The sequence below is a fragment of the Mesobacillus sp. AQ2 genome, assembly GCF_030122805.1.
GTDB classification, from domain to species: Bacteria; Bacillota; Bacilli; order Bacillales; family Cytobacillaceae; genus Mesobacillus; species Mesobacillus oceanisediminis_A.
This window is the reverse complement of sequence record NZ_CP126080.1, coordinates 4504301-4518351: the sequence shown is the minus strand read 5'-3', so window position 1 is coordinate 4518351 and position 14051 is coordinate 4504301. Positions and strand designations below refer to the sequence as shown.

Annotated in this window: 14 protein-coding genes; 12 read left to right on the top strand and 2 right to left on the bottom strand. The window is 38.2% G+C overall.

The features are described 5' to 3' along the window. Nucleotides 1-4 precede the first annotated feature (4 nt). Nucleotides 5-1687 (top strand): cell wall-binding repeat-containing protein, encoded by a 1683-nt coding sequence (locus QNH36_RS22605; protein ID WP_283904319.1) that lies wholly within the window; start codon nt 5-7, stop codon nt 1685-1687. A 91-nt stretch (nt 1688-1778) separates the two neighbouring features. Here QNH36_RS22605 and QNH36_RS22600 read toward each other — a convergent pair whose 3' ends face one another. Continuing rightward, a complete protein-coding gene (locus QNH36_RS22600) occupies nt 1779-2750 on the bottom strand; it encodes a C40 family peptidase (protein ID WP_283904318.1) in 972 nt (323 codons plus the stop codon). Between the two features lie 210 nt (nt 2751-2960). Here QNH36_RS22600 and QNH36_RS22595 point away from each other — a divergent pair, with 210 nt between their 5' ends. Further along, the gene (locus QNH36_RS22595) at nt 2961-3116 is read left to right on the top strand and encodes a YwzD family small protein (protein WP_186326793.1); all 156 of its coding nucleotides are present in this window, start codon (nt 2961-2963) and stop codon (nt 3114-3116) included. A gap of 119 nt (nt 3117-3235) precedes the next feature. Continuing rightward, entirely contained in the window at nt 3236-3430 is a 195-nt protein-coding gene (locus QNH36_RS22590; protein ID WP_144478325.1) for a hypothetical protein, read from the top strand. Here the strand turns inward: QNH36_RS22590 and QNH36_RS22585 are convergent. Continuing rightward, nucleotides 3417-4199, bottom strand: a complete 783-nt coding sequence (locus tag QNH36_RS22585; protein WP_283904317.1) for an SGNH/GDSL hydrolase family protein — start codon at nt 4197-4199, stop codon at nt 3417-3419. The two genes, QNH36_RS22590 and QNH36_RS22585, sit on opposite strands and share 14 nt — an antisense overlap. A gap of 210 nt (nt 4200-4409) precedes the next feature. Between QNH36_RS22585 and QNH36_RS22580 the strand changes: the two genes are divergently transcribed. From QNH36_RS22580 to QNH36_RS22540, 9 genes are all read left to right on the top strand, one after another. Beyond that, entirely contained in the window at nt 4410-5153 is a 744-nt protein-coding gene (locus tag QNH36_RS22580) for a YveK family protein (RefSeq protein ID WP_283904316.1), read from the top strand. Next, nucleotides 5143-5847, top strand: a complete 705-nt coding sequence (locus tag QNH36_RS22575) for a CpsD/CapB family tyrosine-protein kinase (protein WP_144478319.1) — start codon at nt 5143-5145, stop codon at nt 5845-5847. The genes QNH36_RS22580 and QNH36_RS22575 overlap by 11 nt, the downstream gene beginning before the upstream one ends. Before the next feature lie 113 nt (nt 5848-5960). Then, nucleotides 5961-6725 carry a tyrosine-protein phosphatase gene (locus tag QNH36_RS22570; protein ID WP_283904315.1) on the top strand — a complete coding sequence of 255 codons (765 nt, stop codon included), beginning with the start codon at nt 5961-5963 and terminating at the stop codon, nt 6723-6725. A gap of 347 nt (nt 6726-7072) precedes the next feature. Then, nucleotides 7073-8893 (top strand): polysaccharide biosynthesis protein, encoded by a 1821-nt coding sequence (locus tag QNH36_RS22565; RefSeq protein ID WP_283904314.1) that lies wholly within the window; start codon nt 7073-7075, stop codon nt 8891-8893. A gap of 340 nt (nt 8894-9233) precedes the next feature. Next, a complete protein-coding gene (locus QNH36_RS22560) occupies nt 9234-10364 on the top strand; it encodes a DegT/DnrJ/EryC1/StrS family aminotransferase (RefSeq protein WP_283904313.1) in 1131 nt (376 codons plus the stop codon). Then, on the top strand, nt 10364-11005 hold the full coding sequence (locus QNH36_RS22555) for a sugar transferase (RefSeq protein ID WP_283904312.1): 642 nt from the start codon (nt 10364-10366) through the stop codon (nt 11003-11005). Before QNH36_RS22560 ends, QNH36_RS22555 begins: the two co-directional genes overlap by 1 nt. Continuing rightward, the gene (locus QNH36_RS22550) at nt 11006-11647 is read left to right on the top strand and encodes an acetyltransferase (RefSeq protein ID WP_283904311.1); all 642 of its coding nucleotides are present in this window, start codon (nt 11006-11008) and stop codon (nt 11645-11647) included. Between the two features lie 54 nt (nt 11648-11701). Beyond that, nucleotides 11702-12793: a glycosyltransferase family 4 protein gene (locus QNH36_RS22545; protein ID WP_283904310.1), complete on the top strand. Its 1092-nt coding sequence runs from the start codon at nt 11702-11704 to the stop codon at nt 12791-12793. Nucleotides 12794-12824: 31 nt separating this feature from the next. Beyond that, on the top strand, nt 12825-14039 hold the full coding sequence (locus QNH36_RS22540) for an O-antigen polymerase (RefSeq protein WP_283904309.1): 1215 nt from the start codon (nt 12825-12827) through the stop codon (nt 14037-14039). Nucleotides 14040-14051 lie beyond the last annotated feature (12 nt).

The window sequence follows — 14051 nt, the reverse complement described above, 5'->3', positions numbered from 1 at the left end:
AAAAATGAAACCTATTACAAAGTTATATTCAACTCTCACAACAGCGGCTCTTCTAACCTCACTAGTTTTTACCCCAGCCACTCTTGCTGAAGGACCTGAAGTTCCAGACTATCAAAAAGAATTGGCCGCACAGCAGCTTGTTTCAACTTTGAAAAATCGTGATTACCAGCCAGAAAAACAAACTTCTTTTTCTGCTCTAGCTTCTGTTACAAAGGCAGTATATGCTAACAAAGTAGATTACTATCACACACACGAATATAATTTCCAGTCAGCAGGCGGAAAGTTTACCGTCACTGAAAATAACCATGAAAATATTGACTATATTATCTACACATACGCAACAGGAGAAATGGTTTATCCAGAAGCTGATGGTTCTTACAACCTTCCAGCCGGCAACTACTCACTTGCAGTAACGAACTTTGGCGATGGAGAAATCGACTATCGTTATGAACTAAATGGGAATTTCGTTGGACAGCCTGATTTGACATTGCCTGCATTGCAGGTTACATCACCAGCCAGCAATGAAATTCGACTTGCCAAGGGTGCCTCTACAACCTTTACGGTAAAGGGAAGCACAGATGCTCAATATCTTACTATTGAAAGCAACGATATTGCCTATGAGCAGAATGAGAATCCGGGATCATTCAGCCAGGGTGTGAAGATTGAGAAAGGTTTAAATGGCCTTTACATGAATGCGGAAGAATCGACTGGCAACGCAGTGTACTCCAGTCACCTTATCACTCTTCCTGGTATTTCGAGAATCGCTGGCAAGGATCGCTATGAAGTGTCAGCCGGTGTAAGCAAACAATTGAATAAATGGCATTACAATACGGGCACAGTGGTGATTGCACGCGGTGATATGTACCCTGATGCGCTTTCAGGCGGACCACTGGCAGCAGTTGAGGGAGCTCCGGTACTGTTAACAGCAACAAACTCACTTCCTGCAGCAATCCAGAACCAGATAGTCAATCTTGGTGCTGATCGCGCTATCATCCTTGGTGGAACAGGTTCCGTTTCTACAAACGTAGAAGCACAGCTTAAAAAGCTTGGCGTAACAGATATCGAACGTATTGGCGGAAAAGACCGCTTTGTTGTTTCAGCTGATACAGCAGAACGTGTAGCAGCAAGTTACGGTTCTGATACAGCGATCATCGCGAGCGGAATGGTATTCCCTGATGCCTTGTCTGCATCTACGATTGCTGGTACAACAGGAATGCCGATTCTTCTTGTAAAGCAGGACGGAATCACAGATTCGGTTCAGACATTCATCAAAAACAATCCGCAAATCACGAACTATATCGTTGTTGGCGGACCAGCAACCGTGAAGGACAGCGTTGTTACGAAGATCAAGCAGCTGCGTCAAGGCGCTTATGTTGAAAGAATCGGCGGCAAGGACCGCTACGAGGTTGCAATTAATGTTGCGAAGTTTGGAATAGAAAACTTCGGGATCAGCATGGATACCCTGACAGTCGTTCGCGGGGATATCTTCCCGGATGCCCTTTCAGGTGCACCGCTTGCGAACTATCACAGAGGACCAATCCTGCTGACTACATCAGCAAAGCTTGAAGCGAAAGTCAACAGCTTCCTGCAGAGCTACCAGGCAGAGATTGATAACATCCATATAGTCGGAGGAACAGGTTCCGTTTCGACTACTGCAGAAAGTCAGCTTAATGGACATATTCGATAAAACAAAAAGCAAGGCGGCTCCTGTAATCGGGAGCCGCCTTGTTTTTTTAAAAGGTTTTAAAAGTCTGGAAAGTGGTATATAGAAATCGACATTAATAGAATCGTTTAAAACTGTCAAAATGCTTTTTATAATAAGAGTTATCCAGATTGGTAATTTCTACTCCATTTGATCCAGCATGGATGAACTCATTGTTTCCGATATAAATGCCCATATGGGAAATCCCAGGCTTGTAGGTATTCGCAAAGAATACCAGGTCGCCGGGCTGCGGTTTGTCAATATAATAAGATCGGCTGAAATAACCTTCTGAGGAATAGCGGCCTATTTGTTTGCCTGCCTTATTGAAGCTGTAGTAAATGAAACCGCTGCAGTCAAACCCATCCGGTGTATTCCCGGCCCATTTATATGGTACTCCTAAAACCTTATATGCCTCATCAACAACAGCCGGTCTGTCCGGATTGGCTGGAGGAAGGGCTGTGTCGCTTGAACCGGTCACTTTTAAGGCCTGTCCGACATAAATCAAGTCGGAACTCAGATTGTTCAACGTTTTAAGCTGCTGCACGGTCATGGAGTATTGGCTGCTGATCTTGCTTAATGTATCGCCAGCCTTAACGATATAAACACCCTCGTTTACCGGTGAGGGTGAAGGGGTAATAACAGCAGGTGCAGTGTCCCTTGGTAGGACAAGTTTTTGACCTGGCTGGATGATGTGACCCCTGATCCGGTTCCAAACCATGAGTTCAGCAAGGGAAACTTTATGTGTGTTGGCAATTTTAATCAGGGTATCCCCTTTTTTAACGGTATATGTATTGTTTGCATTTGAATTGGAAACTTGGCTTTTGTATACAGGTTTCGATGGAACTTCAAGTGTTTGGTTGACATAGATTACATTAGAGGTTAAGTTATTCGCATTTATGATTTCAGATACTGTGATGTTGTTTTTCTGAGCAATGCTGTACAGTGTATCGCCATTTTGAACAGTATAGGTCATGGCTGAAGCATTTGCGGCAAAGGCAGTCGAGGCAAGAAGGACAAAAGTAGCGTATGCAGTGGCTTTCTTTTTCAAATTGTTTTCAGCTCCTATAGGATTGATCGAATAGTCTATGGTCATTTTATCATATGAATCTCTTAATTTATACCTTATCTGACAATTAATAACACAATTTTTAATAGTGTGACGACAATTTTAAACTTTTGTGACATACTGGAAAAATATTTACATTGTTGATTGTTTTATATAAAATATCGATATTGGATCATCAGGGAGGTTCTTGTAGTGGAACAGCGTTTAGAGGGTACAGGACTCAGTCAGGAACACTTTTTCAATATCCTGAAAAAAGCCTATGATAAAGGCATGAATGAAAAAGAAATTACTGTGAAAAGTATTATGGATGAATTAAAAATAGAATTGAAGAATTCTTCAGCAAGATAATAGATGGCAAATGGCTGCACAGTCCATTTGCTTTTTTGTTTTAATTAAATACCTTCCTAATGTGTCATAGCTTCATGCTTTTATGATAGTTTTGAAGACTTCCTAAGGGTGCTAATTCGATGAGAAAACTACCTAAAGCAATCAATACCGAAGCAAACTTAGCAACGCATTTTTCTGCCACGGCGATGCCCAAAGCAATGCTGCCATTATTAGATAAACTAACCAATAGATTTTTTGAGGAAGCAGGGGCTTCTGGTATAGAAATAAAAAATGGTGACTCAGCTTCGAGTCACCATTTTCTTATTCTGCAATGAAATAATCAATTAAGTATTCTGCCCAAAGTTTATGACCATCTTCATTCGGGAAGTTTGGGTCTCCGCCAGCCAATAATTCCATTCTTTCATTCTCTGTTTCCGGCCATGCCTGCCAGTGGTCAAGGTAGGTCAATCCATTTGCAGCGGCATACCCTTTAAGCGCATCAACCTGCAGAGGGTAGAATCTTGCTTTTGAGAGCGGATTCGCCGGCTGGAGAATGACTACCGTATTAGGATTTGCTGATTGGATTGCATCAATGATCACAGAATAATGATCTGATGCCTGGTCATTGGCAACTTTGCCGTTATTCATCAGGATGAAGGGCTCCAGCAGAACGAGATCTGCCTGTTCAGCAGCCAGTTCGTTTTGTTTTTTTTCCTGGATGAACTCCTGAGAGGTCATCGCATAGCTTTTCACTGTAACTTCTAAGGCATCGCCATAAGTACTTTCCAGCTTATTTTTTAAAAGTTCTGCCCAGCCGGATTCGTCATTCCCCAATGCGGGTGAACCTGCCAGGATAACTTTGAATGGTCGTTCTTCTTGAACTGCAGCCTTGAACAAAGCTTTTGCACTAACTGGCCAATTTTTTGTAAGCGCACTCAGTTTTTTATGTGAGTCTTCATCAGGATTGTTATCCTGGTTTCTTTCTGTCATCGCTGCACTTGTTGAACGGCTTTTTACCTGTACCTTTTCCTTCCACTGCTGATTGCCAAGGAACAGCACCAGGGCGCAACCAATTGAAAATAAAATGAGAATAAATTTTTTCATAATGTCAAATATTCACCCCTCAATCAATGCATGTAATTTATACCAATTTTAAAAAATCCCAAAAACATACAGATAAAATAAGTTAAAGGTGATAGAATAGGGAAAGATTACAAACTAATTAAAATTATGACAACAATCAACATTTTTTACAAGCTGTTATGATATAATACCCGGGGATTTTCATTTTTTTACATATTCAGGAGGAGCAAAATGGAAGAGACTATTAGTTTAAAAGATTTATTTGAAACACTGAAGAAACGTTTACTCCTAATCCTGGCAATTACATTAACTGCAGTTATGGTAAGTGGTATTGTCAGTTTTTTCTTTTTGACGCCAATCTACCAGGCATCGACACAAATTCTTGTTAATAAGTCGAATTCTGATCAGGTAAATTATAACCCAGCTGAACTTCAGACAAGCCTTCAGTTGATCAACACCTATATGGTCATCATTAAAAGTCCGGCTATCCTGGATAAAGTGATTGACGAAATGGATTTGGATATAACCTCGGCGCAACTGAGCGAAAAAATCACTGTTGGCAGCGAAAAAGATTCACAGGTAATGAATATTTCCGTGCAAGATGAGGATGCGAACCGTGCAGCAGCTCTTGCGAACAAGATTGCGGAAGTGTTTAAAGAAGAAAACATCATGAAGGTAGACAATATCAGCATCCTGGCAAATGCACAGGTGACGGATGGCCAATCTCCAATCAAGCCACAGCCTGTTTTAAATATTGCAATCGCACTGGTTGTCGGCCTAATGGCAGGGATTGGGCTTGCTTTCTTGCTGGAGTATCTGGATAACACAGTTAAAAATGAGCAGGATGTCGAAAAGAATCTGGAGCTTCCTATTCTGGGAGTGATTTCAGTCATTGAAGATGCAAAAATGGAAGAAATGAAGAGAAGACGTACAGATAGAAAAACAAGATCAAGAGGTGAGTCTTTTGGCTCTTAAAAAAAATAGAAAAAAGGCTGCGTCCGATTCGAAAAGGAAGCTTATTACGTTTTTTGATCCTAAATCACCAATATCCGAGCAGTACCGGACAATCAGGACAAATATTGAATTTTCCTCCGTGGATGAAGAGATCCAGGCAATCATGGTAACATCCGCTGGACCAACGGAAGGGAAGTCAACAACTGCGGCAAACCTGGCTGTTGTATTTGCGCAGCAGGAGAAGCAGGTACTGTTGGTGGATGCAGACCTAAGGAAACCTACCGTTCATTATACATTCAATTTAACCAATACTTTTGGGATGACATCTGTATTATCGAAGCAAATGCAGCTGGTCGAGGCAGTGGATGAATCGGACATTGAAAACCTTAGTATTCTTACAAGCGGGCCAATTCCGCCCAATCCTGCAGAGTTGCTTGGGTCAAAAGCTATGGACCTATTCTTAAGAGAAGCAAGGGAGCATTTTGATATCATTATCTTTGATACACCACCTGTAATGGCAGTGACGGATGCCCAGGTAATTGCGAATAAATGTGATGGTTCCATTTTGGTTGTATACAGCGGAAAGACGGATATGGAAGAAGCAGCAAAAGCAAAGGAAATGCTGAGAAATGCTAAAAGTAAGCTGTTGGGGGCGGTCCTTAACCATAAGAAGCTGCAAAAATCAGATTACTATTACTATTATGGAAATAAATAACTGTAATTCGACTAGAATTCGACAAAATTCCCCCATTTACCCATTAGGGGTATAAATGGTAATATAAGAAAAGACCTATAAAAGTTACAAAATAATGGAAATGGGGGAGCGCGATGATAGATTTACATTGTCATATATTAGCAGGAATAGACGATGGTGCGCAATCCATGGAAGACAGCATCGAAATGGCACGTGCTGCGGTCCGGGAAGGAATCGACACAATCATTGCTACCCCTCATCATAAAAATGGACGCTACGTAAATACAAAACGGGCAATCATCCAAAAGACGAATGAACTAAATGAAGTCTTGCAAGCGGAGAAGATCCCTTTGAAAATCCTTCCCGGCCAGGAACCGGCCATTCATGGAGAACTGATGAGTGGAATTACGCTTGGGGAAGTCAGCACGCTGAACAATTCGAAATACATATTCATCGAGCTGCCTGCTGGCCATGTGCCGAGATATACCGATAAGCTATTGTACGATTTGCAGATGGAAGGGAAAATTCCAATCATTGTTCATCCGGAACGGAACCAGGAAATCATCGAGCGCCCGGACATTCTTTATCAGTTGGTCAAAAAAGGCGCATTTTCACAGATTACTGCGTCAAGTATTTGCGGAATTTTCGGAAAAAAAATCAAAGGATTTTCAGAACAGCTAATCGAGGCCAACCTGGCTCATTTTATCGCCTCCGATGCACACAACACAAATAAACGTGCCTTTCATATGGCACACGCCTACGATCAGATTGATACCCATTACGGTGTTGATATGGTGTATTTCTTTAAAGAAAATGCGGAGCTGCTAGTTCAAGATCACCATGTATACAAAGAAGTGCCGCAGCGAGTCAAAAAGAAAAAATTCCTTGGACTCTTCTAACACCTCGTGATTCAAAATACCTCTTTTGTCAGGAAGACCTGACCGGCGATGCCTCCTGCCCGTTACCCATGGAGACACTCGGCTGTGCTGTGGGGGAGAATTCTCACCTTAGATACTACGGTTATCACTAGCGCGGTGTGAGGGGGGGTTAGATGCCCGATTTTTACCAATTTTAAGAACAGAGAAAAACGAGCTGCTTTTCAACTTTTGTTTAAATCATTAATGTTCTTATAGATATCTAGTGAAAGCATGTGTCCTGACACGTGTGTTTTCATTAGATATTTATTTTTACGGCAAATTATTATCTGAAAATAATGATTAATTTACAAATTAATAGGGGGATATGGATGAGCTACCATAAGCGTTTATTTTTATTGGCCGGCCTGGATTCGTTGATCGTATTTGCTGCAGTCTACATCAGTTATATTCCACTTCATCCAAGGATTGATACCTTTAGTTACACAAATATTCTTATGACCGCCTTCGTCCTCTTGATATGTCACCATCTTTTTGCTTCTTTATTCATGCTTTACAACAAAGCATGGGAATACGCCAGTATCGGAGAATTGATCGGGATCACCAAATCGGTGACGCTTTCGGTATTGATGGTGACACTTTTTCAATTCGTTGTAGACTACAACGTGTATGGGCGTGTGTTGTTCAGCGCATGGACATTGCTGATCCTGATGATTGGCGGCAGCCGTTTCTGGTGGCGCATTACCCGCGACCGCTTCATGAAGGCAGATAAAAATATGACAAAGTTACTGATTGTTGGTGCAGGACAAGCAGGCACACTGGTAGCGAGACAATTGAAGAATAACCGTGAATTAGGACTAATGCCGGCGGCGTTCATTGATGACGATCCAAACAAATATAAGCTGCATATCCTTGGTATTCCGGTAGCAGGTACAAGCAAGGATATCGCCACAGCCGTCGAAAAGTACAATATCGATAAAATAGTCATTGCCATTCCGTCATTAAAAAAGGAAGAACTGACAAGAATCTTCGAAGAATGCACAAAAACAAACATCAAGCCGCAAATCATGCCAAAGATTGAAGACATCATGATTGGCAAAGTAGCCGTCAGCAGCTTCCGAGATGTCGAGGTTGAGGATTTGCTGGGACGTGAGCCGATACAATTGGATATTGACGGCATATCAGATTATGTTTCTGGAAAAACTGTGCTGGTTACCGGTGCAGGCGGATCGATTGGGTCGGAGATTTGCCGGCAGATCTGCCAGTTTGAACCGGAGAAGCTGGTGCTGGTTGGACATGGAGAAAACAGCATTTATTTGATTGATATGGAATTGCGGAACCAGTACGGAAAACAAATCGAGATTGTGCCGGTGATCGGGGATGTCCAGGATCGAGAAAGGATGTTCGAGGTTATGGAAGAGCATGCTCCGGATGTAGTGTATCATGCAGCGGCGCATAAGCATGTACCGTTAATGGAGTATAACCCGAGAGAAGCCGTTAAGAATAATGTGTTTGGCACGAAGAATGTCGCCGAGGCGGCTGACACATTTGGGGTTGGTACGTTTGTGCTTGTCTCTACTGATAAGGCAGTAAATCCAACCAACGTCATGGGGTCAACGAAGCGAATAGCAGAGATGATTATTCAAAAACTTGATCAGGAAAGCAAAACAAAGTTTGTGGCCGTTCGATTTGGGAATGTGCTTGGCAGCCGAGGCAGTGTTATTCCGCTTTTCAAGAAGCAGATTAAGACTGGCGGTCCGGTTACCGTTACCCATCCTGATATGACGCGTTACTTCATGACGATCCCCGAAGCATCAAGACTGGTGATCCAGGCTGGATCACTCGCTCGTGGCGGGGAAATCTTTGTGCTTGATATGGGTGAACCGGTTAAGATTGTGGACTTGGCGAAGAACCTTATAACCCTTTCCGGCTATTCTACAGATGAGATTGGAATTTGCTTTTCTGGTCTCCGTCCTGGAGAGAAGATGTTTGAGGAGCTGCTGAATGAGAATGAGGTTGATCCAACTCCCATCTTTCCAAAGATTTTTATCGGGAAGGCTGTCTTGGAACAGGAGGAGGAGATTGGATTTCTTTTGGAGCGGTTTGAAAACTTTAATGCTATTCAGTTGAAGGAATATGTGATTAATCTCGCCAATCGCAAAAAGAACAGGATGTTCCTGGTAGCGAAATAAGTTGTCACTATAAACACTATATATAATAGTAGAAACTCGGCTTTAGTTCTGTCTGAATGCATATTTTTAGATATCGGATATACAAGAAAAGTTACTAAGATAACGACTAAAGAAAAGCTAAACAGTATTGATTCACCCGGGTTCATTTTGAGTTTGATCTGGACCGGGGTGTTTTTTGATGTTTGAGTTCATGATAATTTCCTATAAGAAAAAAAGGGAATGTGGTTTGTTTGAATAAGATGGTTTTAGTGGTTTAGTAGTTGGTTGGAAGTATTATGAAAGTTCCAATTAAATCCTAATCAACTAAAGTGTTTACCTAATAGAGGAAGGAAGACTGGGGATGGAGACAACAAAAGTAAATGAAAGAATATACCTTTCATCACCTCATATGAGTGATGAAGGTTATGAAATGCAATATGTAAAGGAAGCTTTTGATACTAACTGGATTGCTCCTCTAGGTAAGAACGTAAATGAGTTTGAAAAAGAGCTAGCTGCAAAGGTTGGTTCAAAAGGTGCTGCAGCTCTATCTTCTGGTACTGCTGCTATTCATTTAGCATTAAGAGCGGCTGGTGTGGGTGAAGGAGATATTGTTTTCTGTCCAACACTTACTTTCTCAGCAACAGCTAATCCGATAATCTATCAAAATGCCATTCCTGTTTTTATAGATAGTAATTACGAAACTTGGAATATGTGCCCTAAGGCATTGGAAGAGGCATTTGAAAAATATCCAGAAGTAAAAGCTGTAATTGTTGTTCATCTGTATGGTCTTTCTGCAGATATGGATAAAATTATGGATATTTGTAAGAAACATAATGTTTCAGTCATTGAAGATGCAGCAGAATCATTAGGTGGATACTATAAGGGGCGACACACTGGTACATTTGGTGATTATGGAATCTTTTCTTTTAATGGTAATAAAATCATTACTACCTCCGGTGGTGGAATGCTAGTTTCTAATAATGAAGAGCGAATGGCTAAAGTAAGGTTTTGGGCTACCCAATCCAGAGATCAAGCCAGGCATTATCAGCATAGTGAATTAGGGTTCAATTATCGTATGAGTAATGTAGTTGCTGGTATTGGCCGTGGTCAGCTAAAGATTTTAAATCAGAGAGTAGAAAAGAAGAAATATATTTTTGAATTTTATAAGAGTGAACTTGGTTACCTTGACGGAATTGAATTCATGCCTGTAAATGATTGGGATCAACCAAACTATTGGTTGAGTTCAATGTCATTAAGAGGAAAGATTAGACCTATTGATGTTATTGACGCTTTAGAAAAAGAAAATATAGAATCGAGACCAATTTGGAAGCCGATGCATTTGCAGCCGTTCTTTGAGAAGTATGATTATGTGGGTTCTGATGTTTCAGAGCAACTCTTTAAGAATGGTGTATGTTTGCCATCTGATACGAAAATGACCCATGAAGATTTGGAAAGAGTAGTTTCCATTATTAAAGGATTGTGGTTAGAGTAATGAATAAATCTAAAGGCGGTATTTATAAAAGTTTTTTAAAACGACCAATGGATATCATACTTTCATTTATCGCAATTATAGTATTTAGCCCAGTTATGTTAGTAGTAGCTATTCTCATTCGAATAAAGTTAGGTGGTCCAGTTTTATTTAAACAAAAAAGGCTAGGGTTAAATGAGAAAGTATTTATAATGTATAAATTTAGAACAATGACGGATGAAAGGGATGGTAATGGAGAGTTACTTCCAGACAGTGTTAGGTTAACGACGTTTGGAAGATTTTTGCGGTCTACCTCGCTTGATGAACTTCCTGAACTTTTAAATATTATTAAAGGTGATATGTCGATTGTAGGGCCGAGACCGTTATTGGTTCAATATCTCCCTCTATATAATGAGTATCAAATGAGAAGGCATGAAGTAAAGCCAGGTCTTTCTGGCTTAGCTCAGGTAAGTGGTAGGAATGCTATTAGCTGGGAAGATAAGTTTAATTTGGATGTAACATATGTTGATAATGTTAATTTTATAAAAGACTGGAAAATTATTCTTTCTACTATAAAGAAGGTTTTTGTCAGGGAAGGAATTAACTCAGAAACAGCAGCAACGATGGAACCTTTTAGAGGTAACAGAGGATTGGAGGAAAAGTGAATGAAAGATATCGTAATAATTGGAGCAGGTGGATTTGGTAGAGAGGTGGCATGGTTGATTGAAGAACTTAATAGATTAAACAGAGAATGGAACATACTTGGTTTTGTTGATGATAATGAGGAAATACAAGGGCATGAAGTAAACGGATATAAAGTTATAGGTGATATAGAATGGTTAAAGACAAAAGAAATTAATGTAGTATGTGCAATTGGTGACCCAATTACTAAAAAGAAAACTATTGAAAGGTTAATGGAAAGTAGAAACTCTTATCCTATTTTAATTCATCCAAGTGTAATTTATTCGGATAGTGTATCTTTTGGTGAAGGATCAATTATATGTGCATCTAACATAATAACTACAGACATTAGAATTGGCAAGCATGTAATAGTTAATTTAGATTGTACAATTGGACATGACGCTAATTTTGGGGACTACACAACTGTACTGCCAGGTGTTAATATATCAGGGTTTGTTGTGACAGGGGAATGTGTTAGTATCGGAACTGGTTCAGCGGTTATTCAAGGAGTTTCTATTGGGGAGAAAACGATTGTTGGTGCTGGAGCCGTTGTTGTTAAGGATTTACCAGCAAATTGTACAGCAGTTGGGTCTCCTGCTAAAGTAATTAAGTATAGAGGAAATTAGCATTTATAGTAGAAGCTGGGACTTATATTAAAGTTTCGGTTAGGAGAATTAATAATGGCAAAAATATTAATAATGGCAAATAACGATGTTGGATTATACAAGTTTAGAAAAGAACTGATTGAAGAACTGGTCAAGACAAACGAAGTATATGTGTCACTACCATATGGTGATTTAACTCCACAACTTATAGAGTTGGGGTGCAAGCTTATTAATACACCAATTAATAGAAGAGGAACTAATCCATTAACTGATCTGCTGTTGTTAATGAATTACAAAAAGATCATTAAGAATATTAAGCCTAATGTGGTTTTAACATATACAATAAAACCTAATGTTTATGGTGGTTTGGCTTCTAGACTAAGTGGTGTCCCTTATTTAGCAAATATTACAGGGTTAGGGACTGCAGTAGAAAATAGTGGGCTACTACAAAAGCTTACTTTATTTTTTTATAAAATATCATTAAAAAAAGCTAAGTGTGTTTTTTTTCAGAATAAAGAGAATGAGGAGTTTCTCACTAAAAAAATTACTATTAATAAACACAGATTAATTCCAGGTTCCGGAGTTAACTTGACTCAATACTCATTGTTAGAATACCCAGATAATGACATAGTTCATTTTCTATTTATTTCTCGTGTGATGAAAGAAAAAGGAATTGAACAGTATTTGGATGCTGCTGAATATATTAAGGGAAAATATCCGAATACAGAATTTCATGTCTTAGGCTTTTGTGAAGATGCATACGAAGATAAACTGATAGAAATGCAAAACAAGGGAATAATACAATATCATGGAATGCAAAATGATGTTCGAAAATTCCATAAAATTTCACATTGTACAATACATCCGACTTATTATCCAGAAGGCATGTCTAATGTTTTGCTTGAGAGTGCAGCTTCTGGAAGACCGATTATAACAACTGATAGAAGTGGTTGTCGGGAGATAGTAGAAGAAGGAGTAAATGGTTTTATTGTAAAAGAAAAGAATAGCAAAGATCTCATACAAAAGATTGAAATGTTTTTAAGACTAGGCTACGACACTAAAAAACAGATGGGTCTTGCGGGCAGGAAAAAAGTTGAAAGGGAATTTGATAGACAAATTGTTGTGAATGCTTACATTAATACAATAATAGACTTAAGAAAAAAGTAAGTGTTGATATAATAGTTTGTTTGGAGGTTATATGATTATTTATAAAAGATTTTTCTATAAAAATATGATTTTTTTTCTATTATTTCTTAGCATACTTTTCCGTGGTCCCACTTTTTTTAAAATACTTCCATCAAGTATAGGAAGTATAAGAATAAGTTATCTGATATTGTTTATTTTATGTTTTATAACATTTTTTTTGTTGAAATATAAAATTCCAATAATTGAGTTTTTTGTTTTTTCTTTAATTTTTATTATTGTTTTATTAAATATGTTATTCTTACAAGCGTTTAATTTTGAGTATCTAATTTATTTACTGCAAGTATTTATGTACTATTACATCTTGTGTGGATTAATAAAGATAATTACTATAAATGAATTATTTGAAAAAGGGAATATTATTCTATTGATATTCGGAATAATGTCAGTGTATGAGATTTTATCTGGAAAACTATTTTTTCACAATTTAATTCCATATGAAATAAATAATATCAGTAGTTTTGATCGAGCATATTTATTCTTTTATAATGGGAATAATTTATCATTCTTTTTACTGACTCTTTATATATTATTGCTTGGATATAATATTACAGAAAAAAATAAAACTAAGTATGTTATCATCTACCAGTTTTTGCTACTTTTTATTTTCATTATGAACGATTCAAAACTATCTTTATTTGTATTTATAATTTCAACATTACTGGTTTTATATAAGAGGTCCTTTCAGACACTACGGGCCAAAAATTGGAAAACTATTTTTTATGGAATTAGTTCAGCGATTATAATCTTTTTTTTGATAAAAAAATATATTAATTCGAACCTTTCTTTTTTTAATGCATTTTTTAATAGTGCTAAGTTTAATTTATTAAATGATCCAAGGATTGATTTATATTCAAGCGCAATTGTTACGTTTTATAAAAACCCATTGGGCATTGGCTTGGGTAATTCAGATTATTATTTTTCAACTAATGTTCATTCAATAATATTTCAATTTATTGTTGAATTTGGTTTATTTGGACTTATATTCTGGATTTTTTATTATTTCCTTGTAATGGTAGCAGATATTCGTATCAATAACTATAATCAAAATTTTATTGCTGGTGTTATAAGGTATTATTTACTCATTTTTCCGCTAATTTCTATGCAAGTTAGCAGAGTGATATCTGATAATGCGCTAGTTTTTTTATGGGCACTTTTTATTGCGTTACTCAAGTATTTTTCTAACAAAAACTTTAAAATCGAAAAATAAAAAGAAAGATTT

Coding starts and splice junctions, on each gene's coding strand:
- QNH36_RS22555 (WP_283904312.1), top strand. CDS start 10,364: ATGAATAAATCTAAAGGCGGTATTTATAAAAGTTTTTTAAAACGACCA.
- QNH36_RS22605 (WP_283904319.1), top strand. CDS start 5: ATGAAACCTATTACAAAGTTATATTCAACTCTCACAACAGCGGCTCTT.
- QNH36_RS22580 (WP_283904316.1), top strand. CDS start 4,410: ATGGAAGAGACTATTAGTTTAAAAGATTTATTTGAAACACTGAAGAAA.
- QNH36_RS22570 (WP_283904315.1), top strand. CDS start 5,961: ATGATAGATTTACATTGTCATATATTAGCAGGAATAGACGATGGTGCG.
- QNH36_RS22560 (WP_283904313.1), top strand. CDS start 9,234: ATGGAGACAACAAAAGTAAATGAAAGAATATACCTTTCATCACCTCAT.
- QNH36_RS22590 (WP_144478325.1), top strand. CDS start 3,236: ATGAGAAAACTACCTAAAGCAATCAATACCGAAGCAAACTTAGCAACG.
- QNH36_RS22545 (WP_283904310.1), top strand. CDS start 11,702: ATGGCAAAAATATTAATAATGGCAAATAACGATGTTGGATTATACAAG.
- QNH36_RS22540 (WP_283904309.1), top strand. CDS start 12,825: ATGATTATTTATAAAAGATTTTTCTATAAAAATATGATTTTTTTTCTA.
- QNH36_RS22550 (WP_283904311.1), top strand. CDS start 11,006: ATGAAAGATATCGTAATAATTGGAGCAGGTGGATTTGGTAGAGAGGTG.
- QNH36_RS22565 (WP_283904314.1), top strand. CDS start 7,073: ATGAGCTACCATAAGCGTTTATTTTTATTGGCCGGCCTGGATTCGTTG.
- QNH36_RS22585 (WP_283904317.1), bottom strand. CDS start 4,199: ATGAAAAAATTTATTCTCATTTTATTTTCAATTGGTTGCGCCCTGGTG.